Below are 22,905 nucleotides of genomic sequence, written 5' to 3'. Positions count from 1 at the left end.
TCAGCAGCCCAGCGCGGTGCGCAGGACCTCGAGGTTCTCGCGCATGACCTGCTGGTAGTCGGAGCTCTCATCGACCAGTCCCTCCACCGGGTCCAGCACCGCGGTCTCGATCCCGTGCTCGGAGGCCAGGGTCTCGGCGACCTTGGGGTTGACCAGGGACTCGGAGAAGACCGTGGTCACGCCCTCCGCCTCGACGACGTCGCCGATCTCGGCCAGCCGGGCCGGCGAGGGCTCGGTGTCCGGCTCGAAGCCGGCGACGGCGACCTGCTCGAGGTCGTACTTGTCGGCCAGGTACCCGTAGGCGTCGTGGGAGACCACGACGGTGCGCCGGTCGCAGGTCTGGAGCCCCTGGGCGAACTCCTCGTCCAAGGCCGCCAGCTCCGCGGACAGCGTCGCGGCGTTGTCCTCGTAGGTCCCGGCGTTGTCCGGGTCCACCTCGGCCAGCTCGTGGGCGACCTCGGTGGCGACCGCGGCCAGCCGGTCGGGGTCCAGCCAGAAGTGCGGGTCCTCCCCGTCGTGCCCGTGGTCGTGCTCGTCCTCGGCGGCCGCCTCGCCGGCGTGCGCGTCGTCCGCGGGCTCGTCCTCGGCAGCCGCCTCCCCGTCGTGCCCGTGCTCGTCGGCCGGGTGCGGATCGGCCCCGTCCACCCCGGCCGGGCCGGCGTCGAGGACGTGCTCCGGTGCGGCCTGGGCCACCGCGTCGTCGACGGCCGGCTGGAAGCCGGAGAGGTAGACCACCGCGTCCGCGGTGCGCAGCTCCTCGACCGCCGCCGGCGAGAGCTCGAGGTCGTGCGGCTCGGCCCCCGCGGGGGTGAGGGAGCCGACCTCCACGAGGTCCCCGCCGACCCGCTCGGCCACGTACTGCAGGGGGTAGAAGGAGGCCTGCACGGTCAGCGCTTCCCCCGATCCGCTCTCGGTGGTGGCCGAGGGGTCGGCGGAGGAGGAGGTGCAGGAGGACAGTGCGAGAGCGGCCGTCAGGGACAGCGGCAGAGTGAGGGCGCGAGACAGGTTCATGCGAATGATTCTCAGGACAACTGAGAATCATTGTCAAATCGGGCGCCATGGGGGCAGAACGGAGGTGGCGACAGCCCTCTGGGAGCACTCGAGCATGCAACATCGCCCGGCACGAGGCGGAAAGCTCCGCGGAAGCCCCCATGGGCATCGATCCGAGGCGAACCGCAAGGCCCCGCCCCCGCAGGTGCACGTCAGGCGGCACTCAGGCGGGGCAGCGCCGGTCCTCGACCACGTGAGCCAGGACCGTGTCGAGAAGCTGGGCGACGTGGGGGTCGGCGAGGGAGTAGTGGGTTTCACGCCCGGTGCGGGTGAAGTTCACCAGACCGGCCTCCCGCAGGGTGCGCAGGTGCTGGGAGACCAGGGGCTGGGAGAGCCCGGAGCGCTCCGCCAGCTGGGTGACGGTGGCCGCCCCCTCCCTGAGCAGGCGCAGCAGGCCCAGCCGGGAGGAGGAGGAGAGGGCCCGGAAGAGATGGGCGGCGGCCTCGAGATCAGCGGTGTGCGACACAGGCCCATATAAGCAGGTTCTAATGCGTCCTGGGTGCAGATGACGCACCGGAGCCCCTGCGCGGCAGGGGCTCCGGTGCTGCGGGACGGCCTCAGTGCTCGTCGTAGTGGTCCTCGTGCTCGGCGTGCTTATGGCCGTCGTGCAGATAGTCCACGTGATCGTCGTGCTGGACGGCCTGGTGCCCACAGCTGTCCCCGTGGGTGTGCTCGGCCTTGGTGTGCTCGGCCTGGCTGTCGTGGTCGGCCATCACTGCCCCCTTCCGGTCACGGGGCCCGGGCCGGGCCCCGTGGATCCAGTGAAACACTGCCATAAACACATTGCAATGGGTTTATACGTGCAGGTGGAGCGACGGTGGCAGGTCACGGGCCGCACCTCCGCAGCCCGCGGAGGCGGCAACCGGATCACCCCGTGCTCTTCGCCGATCCGCAGCGGAGCGCGTCCCAACGGACGGGACCAACCCGTCACCCGCACCGGGGCCGCCCCTCCGCCGACGATCGGCGAGGCCCAGCAGGCCGGCCCCGCACCCCTCGCCCGGGACGAGCCCCCGTGATCACCCGAGAACTCCCCTGGCCGCAGGAACCTGAGCGGCGCCTTGCCGGTGACGTCGCCATGGAGCCTCGCGCCTCCATTTTATTTGAGAATCATTCTTATGTAGGGTGGCGGCATGCGCCTCACCGTCGTCAGCTCCCTCGATGCCCTCTGCCGCCAGCAGGCCTGCGAGTCCCTCGCCGATGCCTTCCCGGCCGCCGTGGTGATGGTCCACGACCTGCTGGACGGTGGTGTGGTCGTGCGCCGCATCTTCCGGCACGGGGCCCTGGCGCAGCGCCGGGAGTCGATGCTGGAGCACCCGTGCCCCAGCTGTGCCGTCCGGCTGACCATCGTGCCCAGCCTCGGCAGCCTGCTCGCCGCAGGGGAAGAGCACGTGATCCTGGGCCTGCCCCCGACGGTGCCGGCCTCCATGGTGATCCACGCCCTGGGCCGGCACCTGGATCAGCCGCCGACCGTGGACTCGGCCGTGCTGGCCTGCGCCCCGGGATCGGTCGAGGAGCAGATCTGGGAGGGGCAGAGCCTCTTCGAGGGCGGCTGCACCGTCCTGGAGCAGGACGAGAGGACGCCCGGGGAGTTCCTCGTCGGGGAACTGGACTTCAACGACACCGTGCTGCTGGCGGACCCGGACCTGGTACCCGTGGACGCGGCAGAGCGCACCCGCGGTGTCCAGCTGCTGCGGGAACTGGCCCGGCACGCCGACGTCCTCGAGCACGGTTCCGACCTCGTCCTGGGCCGGCACCGCCTGATGGAGGCCCTGCGCCGGGCGGCCACCGGGTGCCTGGAGCTGCCCTCGGCTCCGCCGGCCTCACCGTTCACCACCGTCGTGCACCGGGTGGAGCGGCCGCTGCACCCGGGACGCTTCCACCAGGCCCTGGCCACCCTGGCCGCCGGGTGCTGCTGGCTGCGCGGGCACCTCTGCCTGGCCGCAGCCCCGGAGTACCGGATCCTCCTCCAGGGCATCGGGCCGCGGGTGTGGCTGGAGAACACCGGGCCGTGGCCGGTGGACCAGCACGCCGACCTCCTCGCTGAGCACATCGGGCCTGCCCGGGACGAAGCCGGCCCCGCGGTGCCCGCCGGCCCCGGGGAGCACGCCACCGTCCTGGCAGCCACCGGGGAAGACCTCGACGCGGCCGAGATCGCGCGGCTGCTGACCGACTGTCAGCTCACCGAGGCGGAGATGAGGTCCGGGATCACCGGTCTCACCGACCCCTTCGGGCTCAGCGTCACCCACTGACGCACCGGAAGTCCACCACAGACCACCCACAAGACCACCACAGGAAAACACCACAGGAAAACACCACAGGAGGAAAGATGAAAGTACGCAACTCGCTGCGCGCCCTGAAGAAGGTCCCCGGTGCACAGGTCGTGCGCCGTCGCGGGCGCACCTTCGTGATCAACAAGAAGAACCCCCGGATGAAGGCCCGCCAGGGCTGAGCGGTCCCGCCACGGCCGAGCCGGCGGGGCTGCTGCGGGTGGGCGGGCGGCCACCCCGGCCCGGGGTCCCACGACCCCGTCGTGGTGAGAGCACGAGCCGCCGCCTCCGGCGCCCGTGTGGGCGCCGGAGGAGTCGACCAGCAGCCCCGCTCCCGCCGGCGACACTCACCGAGCCCAGGCCTGCCGCGGAGCCACGCGGTCGTGGGCCGATTCCGGATCCACCGCGTCACACCGTCAACCCGAGAGGACCGTCCGATGCCCAGGAGCAAGGTGCGCGCCAAGGCCCGGAAGAAAGCTGCCGGGGCCCGGACCGACAGGCAGGACGACAAGAGCGTCTGCCGGAACACCTGCTGCTCCAGTGCCGCGACGCCCGCAGCACCGCTACTGGCAGCGCCACCACCGCGTCGCCGGCCGTCGTAGGCGGCGACCACAGATGCAGACACCGCCCCTCCGACACAGGAAGCAGTCTCCGATGCCCCGCCAGAACACCCGAGGCCACACCCGCACCGATGCCAGCGGCCCGGTGGTCGCCGTGTGCCATGGACACCGCTGCGCCGGCCTGCGCCGCCTCCACGGCACCGCCGATCACGCCGACCGGATCCGGGAGGCGGTCAAGGCCACCCCTGGGGCGGTGCTGATCACCTCCCCGTGCCTGGGGCGGTGCGAGATGGCCTCGTTGGCCGCGGTGGCACGGCGGGACGGGCCCAGCGGGCGGGTGGGCCCGACCGTGTGGCTGAGCGGGCTCGAGGACGAGTGCCGCGCAGAGGCCCTGACGGCGTGGATCGCCTCCGGCGGCCCCCAGCGCCTCCATCAGCCCGACCACGGCCTCCCGCGCTCCCTCGGTGCCGCCGTGAGCGGATACGGGCCGCCCCCGGCCATCACCGGCCACGGTCGCTGAAAGCCCCGGCCTCCCACGTCAGCGCATCCGCTACCCGCTCACCGCACCGGGAGCGCCGGAGGCAGCTCATGGAGCCCCTGGTCGGCACCCCGGGCAGGAGGGCCCATCGGCTACCCGGGCGGAGCCGGAGGACAGCCCGCGGGTGGTGAGCCCACGACGTTCGGCACCGTGCCGGGTCCGGGAGGAACGGCACGGCGGCCCACCACACGCCGAGTTCAGCTACGAGAACGTCCGGCCACCGAGAAATGGACCGGCGGATCAGCCGGTGCGCTCCGACTCCGCGGGTTCGGCGTCGTGGATGCCGTCCAGTGACACCTGGCGGTCGGCCACCGCGGCCGCCAGGTCGAGGTCGTGGGTGACCAGCACCAGCGCCGCCCCGTGCTCGACGACCTGGTCCATGAGGCAGCCCACGGTCTCCTCCTGGGTGAGCAGGTCCAGGCGCGAGGTGGGTTCGTCGGCGAAGAGCACCCGCGGTTCCACGAGCATGGCGCGGATGATCGCCAGGCGCTGCAGCTCCCCGCCGGAGACCTCACCCGGCCGGCGATCCAGCAGTGCGGGGTCCAGACCCAGCCGCTCCAGCAGGAGGTGGACGCGGGCGGGGTCGGCTCGGTGGCGTCGGACCACGTCGCGCAGGCCGGTCCGGATCGGGACCCGGGGGGCGAAGGCCACCGAGGGGTCCTGGTAGAGCTTCTGCACCCGGCCCTCCGCCAGGCCGGGGTGGTGGCGAACCTCCCCGGCGTCAGGGGGGACCAGGCGCAGGAGAATGCCTCCGAGCGTGGTCTTGCCGCAACCGCTGGGCCCGGTGAGGGACAGCCGCTCCCCGGCGGCGATCTCCAGGTCCAGGCCGGAGAAGAGCGGGCGGGCCCCGTAGGCCTTCCTCAGCCCTGAGCCTGTGATGAGCGTGGTCCCGGCGGCCGGGTCGGGCGTGGTGTCGCGCCAGGGAGGTGTCCACCGGCGTGGTTGAGCGGCGAGCAGGCGCTGGGTCCAGGTGTGGGCCGGGCGGGCCAGCACCTGCTCGGTCGGCCCCTGTTCGACGATGCCGGCCTGGCGCATGACCAGGAGTGTGCCGCCCACCGCCCGGGCCAGGTCGAGGTCGTGGGTGATCGTCAGCAGGGACCCTCCCTGGTCGACGTGCCGGGTGAGCAGACGGGCCAGGGCGTCGCGTGAGCCCGTGTCGAGGCCCTTGGACGGTTCGTCGGCGATGAGCACCTCCGCTCCGCCGATGGTCGCGGCCGCGAACGCCACCCGCTGGGCCATCCCGCCCGACAGCGTGTGCGGGTAGGCCTGCTCCGTCCCGCCCAGACCCAGTCCGGCGAGGCGGGTGCCGGCCAGCTCCAGCGCTTCGGCTCGGCCTCGTCGCCCGTGCAGGAAGCGGGGGTGGCCTTCGGCGACCTGGTGGTGCACCCGCATCGTGGGGTCCAGGGCCAGGACGGGTTCCTGCGGCAGGAGCGCCAGCCGGCGCCCCCACAGCTTCCGCCGTGCTCGGGTGTCGGTCAGGGAGGACCGGTCGGGGCCGAGGTGGATCTCACCGGTGGCGTGCAGGGCGTGCGGCAGGCTGCCCATGAGGGCGTGTGCCAGCAGCGACTTGCCGGATCCGCTCTCGCCGACGATCGTGACCGCCCGGCCGGGGCGCAGCGTGAGGCGGGGGACGTCGACCAGGGTGCGGCCCTCGTGGGTGACCTGGACGTCGAACAGTTCGATGGTCATCGGCGGACCTCCTGGGAGCGCAGTCCGAGCAGCCCCACCAGCAGCAGGAGCAGCACCGCTACGGGTGCCAGCACCATCCAGGGGGCCTCGTGGTAGTAGGGCAGGGCTTCGGTGATCAACAGGCCCAGCTCGGCGGTGGGGGGCGTGAGGCCCACCCCGACGTAGCTGAGCGTGGACATGGCCAGCACCGCGGTGGCCATGCCGAGGGTGGCCATGGTCAGCAGCACGGGGGCCAGCTCGGGCCACAGGTGGCGGCGCAGCACGTGCACGGGGCCCAGCCGCAGCAGCCCTGCCGCCTCGACCGCCGGGCTGGTGAGCACGCTGACGGATCGGGCGCGGACCACCCGGAAGTACTCCACCCACTGGGCCAGCGCGATCCCGAGGTAGATGGTCCACAGTTCCCCGGACGCCAGGGCTGCGAAGATCAGGACGATGAGCAGAGCGGGCAGGGCCAGGAACACCTCGGAGATCCCGAGCAGCAACTGGTCCAGCCACCCGCGCCGCCAAGCGGCGAGCAGACCCAGGGCGGTGCCGGCGAGGGCGGCGGTGGCCACGCACAGCACCGCCAGCGCCAGTGAGAGCCGGGTGGCGTGGGCGAGGCGGGCGATGACGCTGCGTCCCAGGTGGTCGTGGCCCAGCGGCTCCGCCGGCGAGGGCGGTTGGAGGAACTGGCTCAGGTCCTGGCCGGAGTACTGATGCCAGACCAGCGGCCCGAGGAGGGCGAAGGCGACCAGTGCGGTGAGCAGGGCACCTGCGAGCAGGCGGGCCGTGCGGGCGCGGACGGCTCGTCCGGGCGTCCCCCACCGCGGGGCAGGCGGAGTCGCAGGAGTGCCGGCCGGGTTGCCGTCCGGGTTGCCGTCCGGCGCGGCGGTGGTGATGCGCTGTGGGGCAGGGACACTCATCGGACCTCCCGGGTGCGTGGGTCGAGGGCGAGAACGGCCAGGTCGACCAGGGTCGAGACCACGACCACGATCAGGGCCAGGGCCAGGACGGTGGCCTGCATCGAGGGGATGTCGCGCCAGAACACCGCGTGCACCAGTGCGTGCCCCAGTCCGGGCCAGGCGAAGAGGCTCTCCACGACCACCACCCCCTCGACGAGGACGAGCGCCTGGACACCGACGTAGGCCACCAGCGTCACGCCGGCGTTGCGCAGGACGTGACGGGCGAGCACCACGTGTCGACCCAGCCCCTTGGTCTCGGCGAAACGGACCTGCTCGGAGTCGAGGATCTGCACGACGGTGTCGCGGGTGACACGTGCGAAGAGCCCGGACAGGCCGGCCGCCAGGGTCAGGGCGGGGAGGACGATGTTGCCGCGCTCACCGTGGCCGGCCGCGGGCACCCAGCCCAGCTGGACGGAGAAGACGATGATGAGCACCAGCCCCAGCACGAACGGGGGCATCGCGCGTGCGACCGCAACCCAGACGTCGGTGAGCCGGTCGAGCAGGCCACCGCGGGACTGTGCTGCCAGCACCCCGATCGCCGCCCCCAGGACGAGCGAGACCAGCAGGGCGCAGGCGGCCAGGTGGAGGGTGGCTGCCAGGTGGTGGCCGAGCTCTCCGGTGACCGCGGCGCCGGTGACGAGGGAGGTGCCGAAGTCCAGCCGCACGGCGTCCAGGATCCAGCCGGCGAGCTGGTCGAAGGCCGGTTCGTCAAGGCCGGTCTGCGCACGGACTTCCGCGGCGGCCGCGGCGTCGACCTTGTCGTAGCCGTAGCGGCCGGCCGCGATGCGGAAGGCGATGTCGCCGGGCAGGCGCTGGACGATGATGAAGCAGGTGACGGTCACCGCCAGGGCCACGGCCACCGCCTGGGCGGTGCGCCGGACCAGCACCCGCCCCGCCGCCTGCGCCCAGAAGAAGTCGTGCGGGGCCCGGGCGACGGGAGGCCGGGAACCGGTGGTGCCGGGGTCAGTGGTCTCAGGGAGAGTGGGCGTGGGCACGGTCACTCCTTGATGGAGACTGCGGCCAGGCCCCAGCTGCGCTCGAGCGGGTCGAGCACGAAACCCTCGACGGCGTCGTTGACGACCGCGCTCTGGCGGTACCACGAGACGGGCACGACGGGCAGCTCCTGCTGCAGGGTGGTGGCGACCTGCTCGCGGGCGACGTCAGCCTCGGTCCCGCTCTGGTCCGCGTCGGTGGTCAGCTGCTCCATGGCGGCCAGCAGGTCCGGGTCGCTCCAGCCCATCGCACCCCAGTCGCCGCCTTCGGCCGCGTAGTCCTTCAGCAGAGTGACGGTCGGATCGGGCACCAGCGCGAAGTTGCGGGTGAACAGCGCCATCTCCAAGGATCCGTCGTGGTGGCCGGCGGGGATCTCGCTGGAGTTGTCGACCCGCACCTCCACGGCGACGCCGACCTCGGCCAGAGCGGCCTGGACGGCCGTGGCCATCGTCGGCAGCTCCGGGCGGTCCGGGAAGGTCCTCAGCTCCACGCGCAGGGGCTCACCGTCCTTCTCCCGCACGCCGTCGGGGCCCATCTGCCACCCGGCCTCCTCCAGCAGAGCACCGGCGCCTTCCACGTCGTGCTCGAGCGGCTCCAGATGGTCCTGGTGCCAGGTCTCCAGGGTCGCGGGGAACATCTGGGTGGCGGCGATCTCCGGGTCCCGCAGCACAGCCGTGGCCATCCCCGGGCGGTCCAGCGCCATCGACAGGGCCCGCCGGACCCGCTCGTCCGACAGAGCCGGGTGCTCGCCGTTGAGCTTGAGCACGATGGTGCGCGGCAGCAGCGCAGACTCCACGCGCACCCCGTCCTGGTCGTCGATCCGCTGCAGACTGGTCGGGTCCATGCCGAAGGTGAGGTCCGCCTGGCCGCTCTCGGCCATCAGCGCCCGGTTCTCGGCCCGGCCCACACTCTGGTAGACCACGCGGTCGACCGCCGGGGCCTGTCCGTCGAAGTCCTCGAACGTCTCCAGCTCGATCCGGGCGGGCGGGGCGACGTCCACGACCCGGTACGGGCCGGAGCCGATGACCTCGGAGACCGTGCCGTCCTCCCGGTAGGCGGATGGCGCCAGGATCTGGGTGCTGGTGGCGGCCAGCACCGCCGGCAGCGGCGCGAAGGGCTCCGACAGTTCGACGACGACGGCGTTGCCCTCGGCGCGCACGGCCTCGATCGGAGCGACCGCGATGGTGTTCGCCTCGGAGGAACGCGCCGCCTCGAGGGCGGCGACCACGGACTTGGCGTCCACCGGCGTGCCGTCGTGGAACACCGCGCTCTCCCGGAGGGAGAAGGTCCACTTCAGTCCCTCGCCGGAGGCGGCCCACTCCGTGGCCAGCCCCGGTTGCAGCTCACCGGTTCCGTCGGCCTCCACCAGCGTCTCGGCCACCTGCAGGCGGGTGAAGATCCCCTCGGCGGTGGCCGGGTCGAGGCTGTGGACCTCGTAGGGGCCGATCACGTCGAGGGCTTCCCCGCCGACCGCGGCACCGGAGGTACCGGTGTCGGCGGCACCCTGGGCAGCGCCCGCTCCTTCCGGAGGGGCAGGGGTGCACGCAGTGAGCATGGTCGCTGAGACCGCCACCAGTGCGGTGGCGGACAGCAGGGAACGGCGCAGGGGCATGAGGAGTCCTTGTCCAGGAGAAGTACGGAGCCGCGGGGGCTCCCGAAGCGTACATGAGAATGATAATCATTAATAAACAGAACGGACGATGCTCCGTCCCCGGATCGGGCCCCGGGACAGCCGGCAGGTCGCGCCCGCCCCTCGGCGTTCCGGGCGCGCTCCGCCCCGGTCACCCCCAGCACCCGAGGGCACTCCCCCGCCCCGGGATCTGCCACCCGCCCGCTCCTGGCGCCGGACCACCGACCGGAGATGGGCAGCATCTGCGCGGCGATCCACTCGTGCGCCGGGACGGAAGTGTCCGGCCAGTAGTCACACCGGAGTAACGCCCCGGGTCGGACCATGGCCGTGCAACCGGGAGACCGCTCCTGGACCGTCCCGTCCAGCGGGGCGACGAATGTTGTGGATCCCGGTTGCCCACCCCATCGACCGCGACGAGGCCCCGTTGGCCCACAGGCCCCGCCCTCGCCCTGTCCCGAGGAGCACACCATGACCGCACAGGACATCCCCGTCGACTGGCCGGGGCACGAGGGACCAGGAGCGTCCGCGGGTCTCTCCCGGCGGAGCCTGCTCACCGCCGGCGCGGTGCTCGGCACCGGCGCCGCGCTGGGGTCGGCCCCGGCCGGCAACGCGGCCACCATCTCGACCGCGGCGTGGTCCGGCTGGGAGAGCCTCGGCGGGGAGTGCCGGTACGGCACGGGCGTCTCCTCGTGGGAGCGCAACCGGCTGGACACCTTCGTCGTCGGCACCGACAGCGCCCTGTGGCACAAGTGGTACTGGCGCGGCTGGAGCGGCTGGGAGAGCCTGGGCGGCCGGCTCAAGTCCAATCCCGCCGCCGTCTCCTGGGGCCGCAACCGGATCGACGTCTGCGGCATCGGCACCGACAACGCCCTGTGGCACAAGTGGTGGAACGGCACCCGCTGGAGCGAGTGGGAGAGCCTCGGCGGCTGGTGCAAGGGCGGCGTGGGCATCTCGTCGTGGCAGCGCAACCGGCTCGACTGCTTCGTGGTCGGCCGGGACAACGCCCTGTGGCACAAGTGGTGGAACGGCAGCCGCTGGAGCGAGTGGGAGAGCCTCGGCGGCTGGATCAAGCTGGTCCCCTCGGCCGTCTCCTGGGGCCGCAACCGGATCGACGTCGTCGCCATCGGCCGGGACGACGCTCTGTGGCACAAGTGGTGGAACGGCAGCCGCTGGAGCGGCTGGGAGAGCCTGGGCGGGGACTGCCGGGGCGGCACGGGCATCTCCTCCTGGGGCAGCGGCCGGCTGGACTGCTTCGTCGTCGGCACCGACAACGCCCTGTGGCACAAGTGGTACTCCAACGGCTGGAGCGGCTGGGAGAGCCTCGGCGGCTGGATCAAGCGCAACCCCTCGGCCGTCTCCTGGAGCCGCAACCGGATCGACATCTGCGCCATCGGCCGGGACGACGCCCTGTGGCACAAGTGGTGGTACTGACCCCTCCGCCGCTTTTTCCGCCCCCGGGTGGCCCCGTCGTCGAGGACGGCGGGGCCGCCCCCGGACCCCGCCGGGACCCGGCCGTCACCGGATCGTTGCCCCACGGTCGCGGTGACGATTGCGCGTGAAACGTCATTGACTTCCCCCGGCACCCGGCTCAGCATGGCGGTGGGCTCTGCACACCGACATATCGCCTAGTCGGCCGGGGGGACGGGACATGGGCGACCAGAAGACGATCACGCTGAGGCTGCTGGGAGCCTGGGAGGCGACCCTGCAGGGCCACAGCGTCCAGCTAGGACCCCGCCAGCAGCGCCTGCTGGCGGCCCTGGCCATCCACGGGCCGAGGCCGCGGTGCTACCTGAGCGGGCTGCTGTGGCCGGAGTGCACGGAGGCCCACGGGCTCGGCAGCCTGCGGGCGGCCGTCTTCGCCCTGTCCCGCCGCCTCCCCGGCGCCGTGGTGTGCCGGGGCGCCGCACTGGCGCTGTCCGAGGAGGTGGACGTGGACCTGCACCACCTCCTCGACCTCCTGGCGCGCCCGGTGGCCGCGTGGTCGCCGGAGCGGGACGACCACTGGCTGCTGGAGCGCTCCGGCGTGGAGCTGCTGCCCGGCTGGTACGACGACTGGGTCGTCGAGGAGCAGGAGCGCCTCCACGACCTCTACGTCAACGCCGTCGAGGACCGCGCCGAGCACTGCCTCGAGCACGGGGACGTCCACCGGGCCCTGGCGCTGGCCCGCACCCTCCGGGACGTGGACCCCCTGCGGGAGAGCGCGGTGCGGCTGGTGATCCGCGCCCACCTGGCCATGGGCAACGAGGCGGACGCGTGGCGGGCGTTCGAGGGCTTCAGCGCCGTCATGGCCCGTGAGCTCGGGACCGAGCCCTCGCCCCGGGTCAGCGGCCTCCTGGAACCGCTGCGCCGGCCCTGAGCCCCGCGCCGGAGGCGGCACCCGCGGGACGGGGCCGGGGCCCGCCCGCCACCGTGCCTAACATCTGAGCGCCCTCAGAATCACATGTGATAGCCTTCCGGCACGGACGCAGACTATGACCTGCGTCACCCTCGACCCAGGAGAGTGCCGTGCCGACCGATGCCCCGTCCCCTCAGGCCCTGCCCCTGTCCTCGTCCGCGCTGCCCCGCCTGGGTCTGCCCACGCCCGGCTACGACCGCTCCGCCGTGTCCGTCGGGATCGTGCACTTCGGCGTCGGCGGCTTCCACCGCGCCCACCAGGCGATGTACCTGGACCGGCTGATGAACGAGGGCCGTGCCCTGGACTGGGGCATCTGCGGCATGGGCGTGCTCCCCGGCGACGTGCGCATGCGGGACGCCCTGGCCGCCCAGGACCACTGCTACACCCTGGTGGTCAAGCACCCGGACGGCTCCACGGACGCGCGGGTCATCGGGTCGATCGTCGACTTCGTCCACGCCCCGGACGACCCCGAGGCCGCGGTGGAGCGCCTCGCGGACCCGGCCGTCCGCATCGTCTCCCTGACGATCACCGAGGGCGGCTACAACTTCAACCAGGCCACGGGCGCCTTCGACCCCGCCCAGCCGGACGTGGCCCACGACCTCGCCGCGGCCGCCGGCCGCGGCGGGACGGCCGCGGGCCCGCGCTCCGTGTTCGGCCTGGTGGTGGAGGCACTCCACCGACGCCGGGCCCGCAGCACGGCGCCCTTCACGGTCATGTCCTGCGACAACATCCAGGGCAACGGGGACGTGGCCCGCCGCCAGTTCACGGCGTACGCCTCCCTGCGCGACCCGGAGCTGGGCGCCTGGGTGGAGCAGAACGTCCCGTTCCCCAACAGCATGGTCGACCGCATCACGCCGGTCACCGCCGACGAGGACCGGCAGCACCTGGCCGAGGACTACGGCGTGGAGGACCGGTGGCCCGTGGTCTGCGAGCCGTTCACCCAGTGGGTGCTCGAGGACCACTTCGTGGGGGGCGCGGCGGGCCGGCCGCCGTTCGAGGAGGCGGGCGTGCAGCTCGTCGAGGACGTGGAGCCCTACGAGCTCATGAAGCTGCGCCTGCTCAACGCGAGCCACCAGGCTCTGTGCTACCCGGGCTACCTCGCCGGCTACCGCTACGCCCACGAGGTCTGCACCGACCCGGCCTTCGTGGCGTACCTGCTCGCCTACATGGACCGGGAGGCCACGCCCACGCTGCGGCCCGTGCCCGGCATCGATCTGGACGCCTACAAGCACCGGCTGATCGAGCGGTTCGCCAATCCGGCCGTCCGGGACACCCTGGCGCGGCTGTGCGCCGAGTCCTCGGACCGGATCCCCAAGTGGCTGGTCCCCGTGATCCAGGAGAACCTCGCCGGGGGCCGGCCGGTGGACCTCTCGGCGGCGATCGTGGCCTCCTGGGCCCGCTACGCCGAGGGCGTGGACGAGCAGGGAGCCCCCATCACGGTCGTGGACCAGCGCAAGGAGCAGGTCGTGGCAGCGGCCGCCCGGCAGCTCTCCGGGGACCCGCTGGCCTTCGTGCGGGACCGGGACCTGTTCGGCGACCTCGCCGACCGCCCGGAGTTCACCGAGCCCTACCTGCGGGCGCTCGAGTCCTTCCACGAGGGCGGCGCCCGGGCCACCGTCGAGTCCCTGACCGGCTGAGCCGGGCCGCTCACTCCAGGCTCGCGCGCAGCCGCCCGTAGCGGGCGCGGTACTCCCCCGCCCCGGGGTCCCCGGTGGGCTCGAGCACGGACTCGATCCGGCGGCCCCACCGGGGCGGGCGCCCGGTCGCGGCCCAGGCGGCCTGCCGCGCCGCGCCCAGGGCCACGTACTCCTGGGCGCGGGGCACCTCGACCGGCATGCCGAAGGTGTCGGGCAGCACGGAGCGCAGGGCCTCGGACTTCGCCCCGCCCCCGATCAGCAGGATCCGCTCCACCGGCGCCCCGATGCCGCGCAGCACGTCCAGGCAGTCCGCCAGCGAGTTCGCCACCGCCAGCACGGCGGCCCGTGCCAGGTTCTCCGGCGTGAAGGACGCCCTGGTCAGGCCGTGCAGCTGCCCGGTGGCGTCGGGGAAGTTGGGGGTGCGCTCGCCGTCGAAGTACGGGAGCATCGTGAGCCCGTGCGCGTCCGAGGGGCCCGAGCGGGCCAGCTCCGTGAAGCGGTCGAGGTCCACCGACAGCAGCTGGGCGGTGGAGGTCATCACCCGGGCGGCGTTGAGCGTGCACAGCAGCGGCAGGTGGTCCCCGGTCGCGTCGGCGAAGCCCGCGGTCACCCCGGAGGGGTCCACCACGGGGGCGGCGGAGCGGGAGAAGACCGTTCCGGAGGTCCCGACGGACACGACGACGTCGCCCGGCTCCAGCTCCAGGCCGAGGCCGGCGCCGGCGTTGTCGCCCGCACCGGCCGAGACAGGGACGGGCCGGCCCCGGCCGCCGCCCCACTCCGGCAGCAGGGTGCCCGCGGCCTCCCCCGGCCCCAGGACCGGCGGGAGCTCCGGGACCGCGCCGAAGTACCGTTCGAGCAGCTCCGGGCGGTAGGCGCCGGTGACGGCGCTGAAGTATCCCGTCCCGGAGGCGTCGGAACGGTCGGTGGCGAAGGCGCCGCTCAGGTGCAGGACCAGCCAGTCGTGGGGCAGCATCACCCGGTGCACCCGCGCCGCGGCGTCGGGGCGGTGCTCGCGCAGCCACGCGAGCTTGGTGAGCGTGATCGACGAGACCGGCAGGACGTTCACCGCCTCCATCCAGCCCTCGACGCCCAGGTCCTGGACCATCCGCGCCGCCTGGTCGGCGCTGCGGACGTCGTTCCACAACAGAGCGTCGTGCACCGGGACCCCGTCGCGGTCCACGGCGACCATCCCGTGCTGCTGCGCGGAGACGCCGACCCCCAGCACGTCGGTGCGCTCGGCCACCCCGGCGTCCGCCCAGGCGCGGCGCAGGGCCTCGACCCACACGTGCGGGTCCACGGCGGTCGCGTCCGGGTGGGGCGCGACCCCGGTGCTGAGGATCGTCCCGGTGGCGGCCTCCACCACCAGGACCTTGCAGGACTGCGTGGACGAGTCCACGCCGACGAGGACGCCGCTCATGATGCTTCTCCCTGGTGGTTGTGGTCGGAGTGGTTGTGGTCGGAGTGGTTGTGGTCGGAGTGGTTGCGGTCGGAATGGTTGCGGTCGGAGTGGTTGTGGTCGGGGTGCTCCAGGCCCGGATGGTCCGGGCCGGGGTGGCTCCGGCGGGTGCGGTCGGCCGGGTCCGGCGCCTCCGCCTCCGCCAGGTCGACGAGCGCCTCGTGCAGGTCGAGGTCGCACACCAGCGTGTCGACCAGCCCGCCCCGCACGGCGGCCAGCACGGCGACGGCTCGCTCCGCCCCGTGGGCGACGGCGACGCCGTGCCGGGCCCGGGACATCTGGCCGAGGGTGGCCGCGATCACCATGTTCTCGACCGGTGAGTCCACCGCCCGGCCGCGGGCGTCGAGCAGCCGCCCGGAGATCTCCGCGACGGCCCCGGCCCGCTGCGCCGCGCGCTGGACGCTCGGCGGGACGCGGTCCCAGACGGTCGACAGCCCCTCCTTCCAGCGGCCCACGGCGACCACCGCGACGTCGAGGTCCTCCGCGTGGTCCAGGGTGCGCCGGATCTCGGGGCTCGAGCGCAGACCGACGGCGTCGTTGACCACCAGCGGGGCCCACAGCGGCCACACGGAGCGCGCCTGGACCCCGGCCAGCAGCTGGGGTCCCTCCACGTCCTGGTCGGAGGCGATGGCCCCCGACAGCTGCACGAAGGCGCAGGTCGGCATCGGCGGAAGGTGCCGGACGGCGAGCTGGAGCGTGCGCGACCAGGAGATCCCGACCGTGTCGCCCGCGACCACGGTGCGCCCCAGGACGTCGGCCACGGCACGGGCCAGATCGTCACGCGAGGCGGTGCCGCCGCCGGCCCCGACGGTCACCACGCGCTCGATCCCCAGGGCGCGCGCCAGGGTCGCGTCGGCCTCGTCGTCGGGCACGTGGATGCTGATCCGCACGATGCCCCGGTCCAGCGCCTCTTGGATGAGGTTGGCCACCTGGAACCGGGACAGCCCGTGGTCCTCGGCGATCTGCACCTTGGACCTGCCCTTGAGGAAGTGGTCGCGCCCGATCGCGGCCAGGAGCTGGGTGCGGGCCCGGTCGGCCGCTCGGGGGGAGGTTTTCGGCTTGCTCATGGTCACCACATCTGAGAGAGGGTCTCTTGCTCATTTGAGTATATATGACTAGCATCACAATCACCGAGTGGCACGGTCCGCTCATTTCGTGTGTCGAGTGACCCACCTCACTCATCTGTGATCAGGACAGGGCGGTTCATCGCCCGCCAGGCTCGAACAGGAGCACCATGCGCATCCCCACCCACCCTTCCGCACACCCACCGGAGGCACGAGCGCCCCGCCCGAGGGGGCGCGCCCTGGCGGCGCTCGCCGCCGTGGGCGCCCTCGTCCTGACCGGCTGCGGCTCCGCCGACGCCTCCGAGGAGGAGATCGTCGTCGCGATCGTCGCCAACCCGCAGATGCAGGACGCGATCTCCCTCGAGGAGAAGTTCGAGGCGGAGCACCCCGACGTCAACGTCCGCTTCGTCTCCCTGCCCGAGAACGAGGCCCGCGCCAAGATCACCGCGTCCGTGGCCACGGGGGGCGGTGAGTTCGACGTCGTGATGATCTCCAACTACGAGACCCCCACATGGGCCGAGAACGGGTGGATCGAGAACCTCCAGCCCTATATCGACCGCACGGAGGGCTACGACGACGCGGACTTCATCTCCTCCATCAGGTCCGCCCTCAGCTACGAGGGCGACATGCACTCGGTGCCGTTCTACGGCGAGTCCTCCTTCCTCGTGTACAACAAGGAGCTCTTCGACAAGGCCGGGGTCACCATGCCCGAGAAGCCCAGCTGGACGCAGGTGCAGCAGCTGGCCGCGAAGCTGGACGACCCCGCCAACGACGTCTCCGGCATCTGCCTGCGCGGACTGGCCGGCTGGGGCGAGGTGATGGCTCCGCTGACCACCGTGATGAACACCTACGGCGGGGGCTGGTTCGACCAGGACTGGAACCCGACCCTCACCTCCCCGGAGACCACCCGGGCGGTGAACGACTACGTGAGCCTGGTCCAGGAGCACGGCCAGGCCGGCCCGGCCACCTCCGGCTACGGGGACTGCATCACCCTCTACAGCCAGGGGCAGACGGCCATGTGGTACGACGCCACGGCCATGGTCTCCACGATCGAGGACCCGTCCTCCTCCACGGTGGCGGGCAAGAACGGGTACGTCCCGGCCCCCACGATGGACACCGAGGCCGCGGGCTGGCTCTACTCCTGGTCCCTGGCCATCCCGTCCACCAGCGAGCACAAGGACGCCGCCTGGGACTTCGTCTCCTGGATGACGGACAAGGACTACATCAAGCTCGTCGGCAACGAGATCGGCTGGGAGCGCATTCCCCCCGGGAGCCGCTACTCCACCTACGAGATCCCCGAGTACCGGGAGATCTCCCAGGCCTACGCCGAGCCCACGCTCACGGCCATGAACAACGCCACCCAGGAGAACACCATGACCCACCCGGTGCCCTACGAGGGCATCCAGTTCGTAGCCATCCCGGAGTTCCAGGACCTCGGGACCCGCGTGGGCCAGCAGATCTCGGCGGCCATCGCCGGGCAGATCACCGTCGAGGAAGCACTGCAGCAGTCGCAGGCCTACGCCGAGGACGTCGCGGCGGTCTACCAGCGAGAGAACAGGGAGTGAGTTCCATGGCCACCACCGTGAACCCGAGCACGCGCTCGACGACGACGGAGGCGCACGCCCGCCGTGAGGCGTGGCGCCGGCGCCTGCCCCTGCTGCCCGCGCTGGTCTTCACGATCATCGCCACGCAGATCCCGTTCCTGATCACCATCTGGTACTCGATGCGGTCCTGGAACCTGCTCAACCCGGCCTCGGACGTCTTCGTGGGGCTGCAGAACTACATCGCGATCTTCGCGGACCGCACCTTCCGCCAGGTCGCCGTCAACAGCGTGCTCTACACGCTCGGCTGCGTGCTGCTGGCCATGCTGCTGGGCATCGGCCTGGCCCTGCTGCTGGACCGGAAGTTCATCGGCCAGGGCGTGGTGCGGACCATGCTCATCACGCCGTTCCTGATCATGCCGGTGGTCAGCGCCATCCTGTGGTCGATCTCGATGTTCAACCCCAGCTACGGCCTGGTGAACTGGGTCATCGGGCTCGTGGGGATCCCGCCCGTGGCCTGGACCTCGCAGTACCCGTTCCTCTCGGTGCTCGTGGCCCTGGTGTGGCAGTGGACGCCGTTCATGATGCTGCTGGTCCTGGCCGGGCTGCAGAGCCAGCCCAAGGACGTGCTCGAGGCGGCCCAGGTGGACGGCGCCTCCACGCTCAACACGTTCTTCTACATCACGCTCCCGCACCTGCGCCGCTACATCGAGCTCGCCGTGCTCCTGGGCGCGATCTACGTGGTGAACACCTTCGACCAGATCTACCTGATGACCGCGGGCGGTCCCGGCACCCAGAGCGCCAACCTGCCCTACTACATCTACCAGCGGGCCTTCCTGGGCTTCGACATCGGGCAGGCGGCGGCCATGGGCGTCGTCGTCGTCGTGGCGACCATCGTGATCGCCACCGTCGCCCTGCGTCTCATCTTCAAGAGCTTCATGAGCACGGAGGACTGATCCCATGACCACCGAAACCCTCACCACCGCGCCGCCGACCTCCACCGGCACCCCGAAGTCCGCCGGCCCCGCCGGACAGGGCGGGCGCCGCGTGCGCTCCGCGGCCCTGACCGTCTTCACGTGGATCGTGGCGCTCGTGTTCTTCATGCCCGTCCTGTGGATGGTGCTGAGCTCGTTCAAGCAGGAGGCGGACGCGGCGTCGAGCCCGCCCAAGTTCTTCTTCGTCCCGACCCTCGACCAGTACGCCGCGATCCTCGGCTCCGGCGCCGGCGGGTACTTCCTCAACTCGGCGATCGCCACCCTGGTCTCGACCCTGATCGTGCTGCTGCTGGCCATCCCGGCGGCCTACGCCGTGAGCATCCGCCCGGTCCAGAAGACCCAGGACGTGCTGTTCTTCTTCATCTCCACGCGCATGCTGCCGGTGGTGGCGGTGATCGTGCCGATCTACGTGGTGGCCGGCCGGCTGCGGGTCCTCGACAACGTGTGGACCCTGATCTTCCTCTACACGGCCATGAACCTGCCGCTGGCGGTGTGGATGATGCGCTCCTTCTTCCAGGAGGTGCCGAAGGAGGTGCTCGAGGCCGCCCAGATGGACGGGGCGAGCCTGATGACCACGATGCGCACCATCCTCCTGCCCATGGTCGCCCCCGGCGTGGCCTCGACCGCCCTGCTGTGCGTGATCTTCGCCTGGAACGAGTTCTTCTTCGCCCTGAACCTCACCGCCGTGAACGCCGCGACGGTGCCGGTCATGCTCGTGTCCACGATGACCAGTGAGGGACTCTTCCTGGCCCGGCTCTCCGCGGCCAGCGTCCTGGCCTCGCTGCCCGTGGTGATCGCCGGCTGGATCGCGCAGAAGCAGCTGGTCCGCGGTCTGTCGATGGGCGCCATCAAGTAGGCCCCCGGCGGCCCCTTCTGAAGGGGCCGCCCCGAACGCCTCCGGCCCGGCCCCTTCAGAGGGGGCCGGGCCGGAGTGCCGTCCGCCGCCGTGAGCTGCGGTGCGAGGGCGCAGCGGGTCAGCGGGTCCTGAGCTTGCGGCTGTCGTCGCGGATCTGCCCGACGAGCTCCTCGAGCATGTCCTCGAGGGTGACGATGCCCTCGACCTTGCCATCGACGCCGACCACGACGCCGAGGTGGGCCCCGGAGCTCTGCATGACGGCCAGCGCCTTTCGCAGGGGCATGGCCCCGTCGATCTGGGGCAGGGCCCGGATCAGGGACGGGTCGATCGGGGTGTCCCGGGCGGTCTCGTCGATCTCGAGCAGGTCCTTGATGTGCACGTACCCGGCCAGCTCACCGAAGGCATCGAAGATGGGGAAGCGGGAGAACCCGCCGGCGGCCACCGTCTCGGCCTGGGCCGGGGTGACCCCGGCGGGCAGGGCCGTGACCTTCTCGAGCGGGATCACGATCCCCGTCACGCTGCGCTCCTCGAAGGTCAGTGCCCCGAGCAGCAGTCGTTCGTCGTTGGCCTCCAGCAGCCCGCCGTGGCGGGACTCCTCGACCAGGGCCGCGACCTCGTCGCGGGTGAACACGGAGGTGACCTCGTCCTTGGGCTCGACCTTCAGCAGGCGCAGGATCACGTTGGCGATGCCGTTGAGCACCCACAGCAGCGGGCGCAGCACCGTGACGATGCCCACCAGGACCGGGGCCAGGACCATGGCCATGCGCTCCGGGCCGGCCAGGGCGATGTTCTTGGGCACCATCTCCCCGAACACGACGTGCAGGTAGGTCACCAGGGACAGGGCGATCGCGAAGGCTATCGGATGCTGGAACGCCTCGGGGATCCCGATCGCGGCGAAGGGAACCTCCAGCAGGTGGGCGATGGCCGGTTCGCTGATGTAGCCCAGGGCCAGCGAGCAGATGGTGATGCCCAGCTGCGCCCCGGCCATCATGAGGGAGACGTTCTCCATCGCCCCGAGGGTCACCCGGGCGGCCCGGGACCCGGCCAGGGCCTTGGGCTCGATGATGGTCCGGCGGGCGGAGATCAGGGCGAACTCCGCGCCCACGAAGAACGCGTTGGCCGCCAGCAGGACGATGGTCAGGCCGATGCCGAGCAGATCGCTCATCACCGCACCTCGCTTCCGGTCGCAGCGTGGCGGTCGTCGCCGTCACGGTCGCCGCTGTCACGGTCGTCGCTGTCACGGTCGGGGTGGTCGTCCTGGTCGGTGCCGTTCTCGGGGAACCCGCCCGTCGGGTCCAGATGGGCGTGCAGGGCGGTGATGCGGTGGTCGTCCATGGCTGTGACCTCGAAGGTGATCCTGGCCTCGGGGTCGCCCGGGACCGGGTCGGCCTCCACCGTCACGCGGTCGCCGACCTCGGCGAGCCGGCCCAGGTGCAGCGTCACGAGCCCGGCGAGCGTCTCGTAGTCCTCGTGCTCGGGGACCTTCACGCCCAAGTACTCGCCGGCCTCGTCCGGGCGCAGGGCCGCGGACAGGTCCCAGGACCCGTCCGCCGCGGTCTCGATCGGCTCCTCGACCGGGTCGTGCTCGTCGCGGACCTCTCCGACGAGCTCCTCCACGAGGTCCTCCAGGGTGACCAGCCCGGCGGTGTCGCCGAACTCGTCGATCAGCACCGCCATCTGCAGGCCGCCGGCGCGCAGCACGTCCATCAGCTCGTCGAGCTCCACGGTGTCCGGGACGAAGGTGACGTCACCCATGACGTCGCCGACGGTGACGGTGTCCCGGTCGCCGTAGGGCACGGCCAGGCCGTGGCGCACGTGCACCAGGCCCAGGACCTTGCCCTCCCCGGAATCCAGGACGGGGAAGCGGGAGTGGCCCGACGCCCTGGCCCGGATCAGCAGCCCGTGCACGGAGTCGGTGGGGTTCAGCACCTGCATCCGGCCGCGCGGCGTCATGACGTCGTGGGCGCGGCGGTCGCCGAAGGCGAAGGAGCGCTCCACCAGCTCGGCGGTGGCCGCGGCCAGCGCGCCCTGCTCGGCGGAGTGCCGGACCAGCCCGGCCAGTTCCTCCGGGGAGCGGGTGGAGGCCAGCTCCTCCTGGGGTTCGACGCCGAGGGCCCGCACGATGCGGTTGGCGTTGCCGTTGAAGAGCCGGATCGGCCAGGCCAGGGCCTTGGTGAACCCGCGCTGGAAGCCGGTCACCGCCCGGGCCGTGGCCAGGGGCTTGGCGATGGCCAGGTTCTTGGGCACCAGTTCCCCGAAGATCATGGTCAGCCCGGTGGCCAGCACCAGGGCGATCGTGATCGAGGTCGAGCGGGCCGCGACGGAGGACAGCCCCGCGTCGGTCAGCGGACCCACGATCAGGGCCGCGATGGCCGGCTCCGCCAGGAAGCCGATGCCCAGGTTCGTGACGGTGATGCCCAGCTGTGCCCCGGAGAGCTGGGTCGACAGGGTCTTCATGGCCCTGAGCACCCCGCCGGATCGCCGGTCGCCGGTGGCGGCGGCGGCCTCGACCTCGTTGCGGTTGACGGTGATCAAGGAGAACTCGGCGGCCACGAAGGCCCCGCAGGCGGCGATCAGCGCCACCCCGACGAGAATGGAGAGCACTTCCATCAGCCCCACCACCTCGTTCCGACTGCACGGCCCGAAGGCCGGGGTCTGTCACAGGGTGCGTCGCTGAGGGCGCTCATGATCTCCGTATCTCGCTCGTGCACAGGGCAGCCCGGAACCGGACCGCAGGAACCAGAAACCTTAGCAACGTCGGCCGGGAGACTCCTGGGAAGAATGAGAACCGCGTGAGAGACGGCGCGTCGGCCCGCTACGCTCGGAGCCGTGACCGGACTCAGTGGAGCAGCCCTGCTCGAGGTGCTCAGCGCCGCAGCCACCAACATCGGTCTGGCTCTGCTGGCGGCCGCCCTGCTCATCCGGTGTCTCTACGCCCGGTGGCACCGGACCGAGGCCCTCCACGTCCTCCGGGACGGGACGCACTACCTGCGCTGGCACACCCGCCGCGACCTCCACGAGGAGCCGTGGTCCCGCCCGCCGTCGCCTGCTCCGGAGATCGGCTCCGAGGTGACCGTCTACTACCACGCCCGCCATCCGCACCGGTGGGCGCTCACAGCCCCCTACCGCTACCTCCGGGTCCTGCTCGGGGTGGGGGCGGTGACGACCGGTCTCGGCCTCCTCGGGCCCCTCCTCCTCGCCTGATCCTGCTCCCGGGGAACGGGATCGCACCGGGCGGGGATCAGTCGTCCGTGGCCTCCGGCTCGGTGGCGGGCCGGCTCCTGGCGGCAGAG

The 22,905-nt window shown here is 72.0% G+C and carries 21 protein-coding genes; 10 read left to right on the top strand and 11 right to left on the bottom strand.

What is annotated here, in order from left to right; translation table 11 throughout:
• The 3 genes from IEW07_RS13465 to IEW07_RS13455 form a co-directional block, all read right to left on the bottom strand.
• Positions 1 to 1,011, bottom strand: coding sequence for a metal ABC transporter substrate-binding protein (locus IEW07_RS13465; protein WP_188538059.1), 1,011 nt, complete (start codon positions 1,009 to 1,011; stop codon positions 1 to 3).
• Between the two features lie 202 nt (positions 1,012 to 1,213).
• On the bottom strand, positions 1,214 to 1,516 hold the full coding sequence (locus IEW07_RS13460) for an ArsR/SmtB family transcription factor (protein ID WP_188538057.1): 303 nt from the start codon (positions 1,514 to 1,516) through the stop codon (positions 1,214 to 1,216).
• Between the two features lie 91 nt (positions 1,517 to 1,607).
• Positions 1,608 to 1,763: a zinc transporter permease gene (locus tag IEW07_RS13455; RefSeq protein ID WP_188538055.1), complete on the bottom strand. Its 156-nt coding sequence runs from the start codon at positions 1,761 to 1,763 to the stop codon at positions 1,608 to 1,610.
• Positions 1,764 to 2,180: 417 nt separating this feature from the next.
• Between IEW07_RS13455 and IEW07_RS21445 the strand changes: the two genes are divergently transcribed.
• The 3 genes from IEW07_RS21445 (at position 2,181) to IEW07_RS13440 (ending at position 4,397) form a co-directional block, all read left to right on the top strand.
• Entirely contained in the window at positions 2,181 to 3,299 is a 1,119-nt protein-coding gene (locus tag IEW07_RS21445; protein ID WP_188538053.1) for a GTP-binding protein, read from the top strand.
• A gap of 77 nt (positions 3,300 to 3,376) precedes the next feature.
• Positions 3,377 to 3,499, top strand: a complete 123-nt coding sequence (gene ykgO / locus IEW07_RS13445) for a type B 50S ribosomal protein L36 (RefSeq protein ID WP_026544400.1) — start codon at positions 3,377 to 3,379, stop codon at positions 3,497 to 3,499.
• 472 nt (positions 3,500 to 3,971) lie between these two features.
• Positions 3,972 to 4,397: a hypothetical protein gene (locus IEW07_RS13440; RefSeq protein ID WP_188538051.1), complete on the top strand. Its 426-nt coding sequence runs from the start codon at positions 3,972 to 3,974 to the stop codon at positions 4,395 to 4,397.
• A 258-nt stretch (positions 4,398 to 4,655) separates the two neighbouring features.
• On the opposite strand, the gene IEW07_RS13435 is transcribed toward IEW07_RS13440, so the two are convergent.
• The 4 genes from IEW07_RS13435 to IEW07_RS13420 are packed head-to-tail and all read right to left on the bottom strand — an operon-like array spanning position 4,656 to position 9,650.
• Positions 4,656 to 6,104 (bottom strand): ABC transporter ATP-binding protein, encoded by a 1,449-nt coding sequence (locus IEW07_RS13435; protein ID WP_188538049.1) that lies wholly within the window; start codon positions 6,102 to 6,104, stop codon positions 4,656 to 4,658.
• A complete protein-coding gene (locus IEW07_RS13430; RefSeq protein ID WP_188538046.1) occupies positions 6,101 to 7,006 on the bottom strand; it encodes an ABC transporter permease in 906 nt (301 codons plus the stop codon). Before IEW07_RS13430 ends, IEW07_RS13435 begins: the two co-directional genes overlap by 4 nt.
• Complete coding sequence (locus IEW07_RS13425; RefSeq protein WP_229741845.1) at positions 7,003 to 8,040, bottom strand: ABC transporter permease; 1,038 nt, start codon at positions 8,038 to 8,040, stop codon at positions 7,003 to 7,005. The genes IEW07_RS13430 and IEW07_RS13425 overlap by 4 nt, the downstream gene beginning before the upstream one ends.
• Before the next feature lie 2 nt (positions 8,041 to 8,042).
• Entirely contained in the window at positions 8,043 to 9,650 is a 1,608-nt protein-coding gene (locus tag IEW07_RS13420; protein ID WP_188538045.1) for an ABC transporter substrate-binding protein, read from the bottom strand.
• A gap of 486 nt (positions 9,651 to 10,136) precedes the next feature.
• On the opposite strand from IEW07_RS13420, the gene IEW07_RS13415 reads away from it, so the two are divergent.
• The 3 genes from IEW07_RS13415 to IEW07_RS13405 all read left to right on the top strand — a co-directional run bounded on the left by IEW07_RS13415 (position 10,137) and on the right by IEW07_RS13405 (position 13,700).
• Positions 10,137 to 11,099 carry a PLL family lectin gene (locus IEW07_RS13415; RefSeq protein WP_229741844.1) on the top strand — a complete coding sequence of 321 codons (963 nt, stop codon included), beginning with the start codon at positions 10,137 to 10,139 and terminating at the stop codon, positions 11,097 to 11,099.
• A gap of 217 nt (positions 11,100 to 11,316) precedes the next feature.
• The gene (locus IEW07_RS13410) at positions 11,317 to 12,024 is read left to right on the top strand and encodes an AfsR/SARP family transcriptional regulator (RefSeq protein ID WP_188538043.1); all 708 of its coding nucleotides are present in this window, start codon (positions 11,317 to 11,319) and stop codon (positions 12,022 to 12,024) included.
• A 149-nt stretch (positions 12,025 to 12,173) separates the two neighbouring features.
• Positions 12,174 to 13,700 (top strand): mannitol dehydrogenase family protein, encoded by a 1,527-nt coding sequence (locus IEW07_RS13405; RefSeq protein ID WP_188538041.1) that lies wholly within the window; start codon positions 12,174 to 12,176, stop codon positions 13,698 to 13,700.
• Positions 13,701 to 13,710: 10 nt separating this feature from the next.
• Here IEW07_RS13405 and xylB read toward each other — a convergent pair whose 3' ends face one another.
• Together xylB and IEW07_RS13395 are read right to left on the bottom strand one after the other, a co-directional pair.
• Positions 13,711 to 15,117 (bottom strand): xylulokinase, encoded by a 1,407-nt coding sequence (gene xylB / locus IEW07_RS13400; protein ID WP_188538039.1) that lies wholly within the window; start codon positions 15,115 to 15,117, stop codon positions 13,711 to 13,713.
• Positions 15,114 to 16,223 (bottom strand): sugar-binding transcriptional regulator, encoded by a 1,110-nt coding sequence (locus IEW07_RS13395; RefSeq protein ID WP_188538037.1) that lies wholly within the window; start codon positions 16,221 to 16,223, stop codon positions 15,114 to 15,116. Before IEW07_RS13395 ends, xylB begins: the two co-directional genes overlap by 4 nt.
• A gap of 167 nt (positions 16,224 to 16,390) precedes the next feature.
• Between IEW07_RS13395 and IEW07_RS13390 the strand changes: the two genes are divergently transcribed.
• Genes IEW07_RS13390 through IEW07_RS13380 form a run of 3 tightly spaced genes read left to right on the top strand, consistent with a single transcriptional unit; the run spans position 16,391 to position 19,612 of the window.
• Positions 16,391 to 17,785 (top strand): ABC transporter substrate-binding protein, encoded by a 1,395-nt coding sequence (locus tag IEW07_RS13390; protein ID WP_188538035.1) that lies wholly within the window; start codon positions 16,391 to 16,393, stop codon positions 17,783 to 17,785.
• A 5-nt stretch (positions 17,786 to 17,790) separates the two neighbouring features.
• Positions 17,791 to 18,717, top strand: a complete 927-nt coding sequence (locus tag IEW07_RS13385) for a carbohydrate ABC transporter permease (RefSeq protein ID WP_188538033.1) — start codon at positions 17,791 to 17,793, stop codon at positions 18,715 to 18,717.
• Between the two features lie 4 nt (positions 18,718 to 18,721).
• Positions 18,722 to 19,612, top strand: coding sequence for a carbohydrate ABC transporter permease (locus IEW07_RS13380; RefSeq protein WP_188538031.1), 891 nt, complete (start codon positions 18,722 to 18,724; stop codon positions 19,610 to 19,612).
• A gap of 118 nt (positions 19,613 to 19,730) precedes the next feature.
• Here the strand turns inward: IEW07_RS13380 and IEW07_RS13375 are convergent, their stop codons facing one another.
• On the bottom strand, positions 19,731 to 20,777 hold the full coding sequence (locus IEW07_RS13375; protein ID WP_188538029.1) for a hemolysin family protein: 1,047 nt from the start codon (positions 20,775 to 20,777) through the stop codon (positions 19,731 to 19,733).
• Positions 20,777 to 22,222 (bottom strand): hemolysin family protein, encoded by a 1,446-nt coding sequence (locus IEW07_RS13370; protein ID WP_188538027.1) that lies wholly within the window; start codon positions 22,220 to 22,222, stop codon positions 20,777 to 20,779. Before IEW07_RS13370 ends, IEW07_RS13375 begins: the two co-directional genes overlap by 1 nt.
• A gap of 219 nt (positions 22,223 to 22,441) precedes the next feature.
• Between IEW07_RS13370 and IEW07_RS13365 the strand changes: the two genes are divergently transcribed.
• A complete protein-coding gene (locus IEW07_RS13365; protein WP_188538026.1) occupies positions 22,442 to 22,816 on the top strand; it encodes a hypothetical protein in 375 nt (124 codons plus the stop codon).
• Positions 22,817 to 22,905 lie beyond the last annotated feature (89 nt).

The sequence above is a fragment of the Kocuria dechangensis genome, assembly GCF_014636775.1.
In the GTDB taxonomy this organism is placed as follows: Bacteria; Actinomycetota; Actinomycetes; order Actinomycetales; family Micrococcaceae; genus Kocuria; species Kocuria dechangensis.
This window is presented reverse-complemented; position numbering and strand designations above follow the sequence as displayed.

What these genes read in the sequence shown, in the direction of transcription:
- IEW07_RS13435 (WP_188538049.1), bottom strand. Translation starts at nt 6,104, where the DNA reads ATGACCATCGAACTGTTCGACGTCCAGGTCACCCACGAGGGCCGCACC.
- IEW07_RS13440 (WP_188538051.1), top strand. Translation starts at nt 3,972, where the DNA reads ATGCCCCGCCAGAACACCCGAGGCCACACCCGCACCGATGCCAGCGGC.
- ykgO (WP_026544400.1), top strand. Translation starts at nt 3,377, where the DNA reads ATGAAAGTACGCAACTCGCTGCGCGCCCTGAAGAAGGTCCCCGGTGCA.
- IEW07_RS13415 (WP_229741844.1), top strand. Translation starts at nt 10,137, where the DNA reads ATGACCGCACAGGACATCCCCGTCGACTGGCCGGGGCACGAGGGACCA.
- IEW07_RS13455 (WP_188538055.1), bottom strand. Translation starts at nt 1,763, where the DNA reads ATGGCCGACCACGACAGCCAGGCCGAGCACACCAAGGCCGAGCACACC.
- IEW07_RS13410 (WP_188538043.1), top strand. Translation starts at nt 11,317, where the DNA reads ATGGGCGACCAGAAGACGATCACGCTGAGGCTGCTGGGAGCCTGGGAG.
- IEW07_RS13385 (WP_188538033.1), top strand. Translation starts at nt 17,791, where the DNA reads ATGGCCACCACCGTGAACCCGAGCACGCGCTCGACGACGACGGAGGCG.
- IEW07_RS21445 (WP_188538053.1), top strand. Translation starts at nt 2,181, where the DNA reads ATGCGCCTCACCGTCGTCAGCTCCCTCGATGCCCTCTGCCGCCAGCAG.
- IEW07_RS13370 (WP_188538027.1), bottom strand. Translation starts at nt 22,222, where the DNA reads ATGGAAGTGCTCTCCATTCTCGTCGGGGTGGCGCTGATCGCCGCCTGC.
- IEW07_RS13390 (WP_188538035.1), top strand. Translation starts at nt 16,391, where the DNA reads ATGCGCATCCCCACCCACCCTTCCGCACACCCACCGGAGGCACGAGCG.
- IEW07_RS13430 (WP_188538046.1), bottom strand. Translation starts at nt 7,006, where the DNA reads ATGAGTGTCCCTGCCCCACAGCGCATCACCACCGCCGCGCCGGACGGC.
- IEW07_RS13395 (WP_188538037.1), bottom strand. Translation starts at nt 16,223, where the DNA reads ATGAGCAAGCCGAAAACCTCCCCCCGAGCGGCCGACCGGGCCCGCACC.
- xylB (WP_188538039.1), bottom strand. Translation starts at nt 15,117, where the DNA reads ATGAGCGGCGTCCTCGTCGGCGTGGACTCGTCCACGCAGTCCTGCAAG.
- IEW07_RS13375 (WP_188538029.1), bottom strand. Translation starts at nt 20,777, where the DNA reads ATGAGCGATCTGCTCGGCATCGGCCTGACCATCGTCCTGCTGGCGGCC.
- IEW07_RS13380 (WP_188538031.1), top strand. Translation starts at nt 18,722, where the DNA reads ATGACCACCGAAACCCTCACCACCGCGCCGCCGACCTCCACCGGCACC.
- IEW07_RS13420 (WP_188538045.1), bottom strand. Translation starts at nt 9,650, where the DNA reads ATGCCCCTGCGCCGTTCCCTGCTGTCCGCCACCGCACTGGTGGCGGTC.
- IEW07_RS13465 (WP_188538059.1), bottom strand. Translation starts at nt 1,011, where the DNA reads ATGAACCTGTCTCGCGCCCTCACTCTGCCGCTGTCCCTGACGGCCGCT.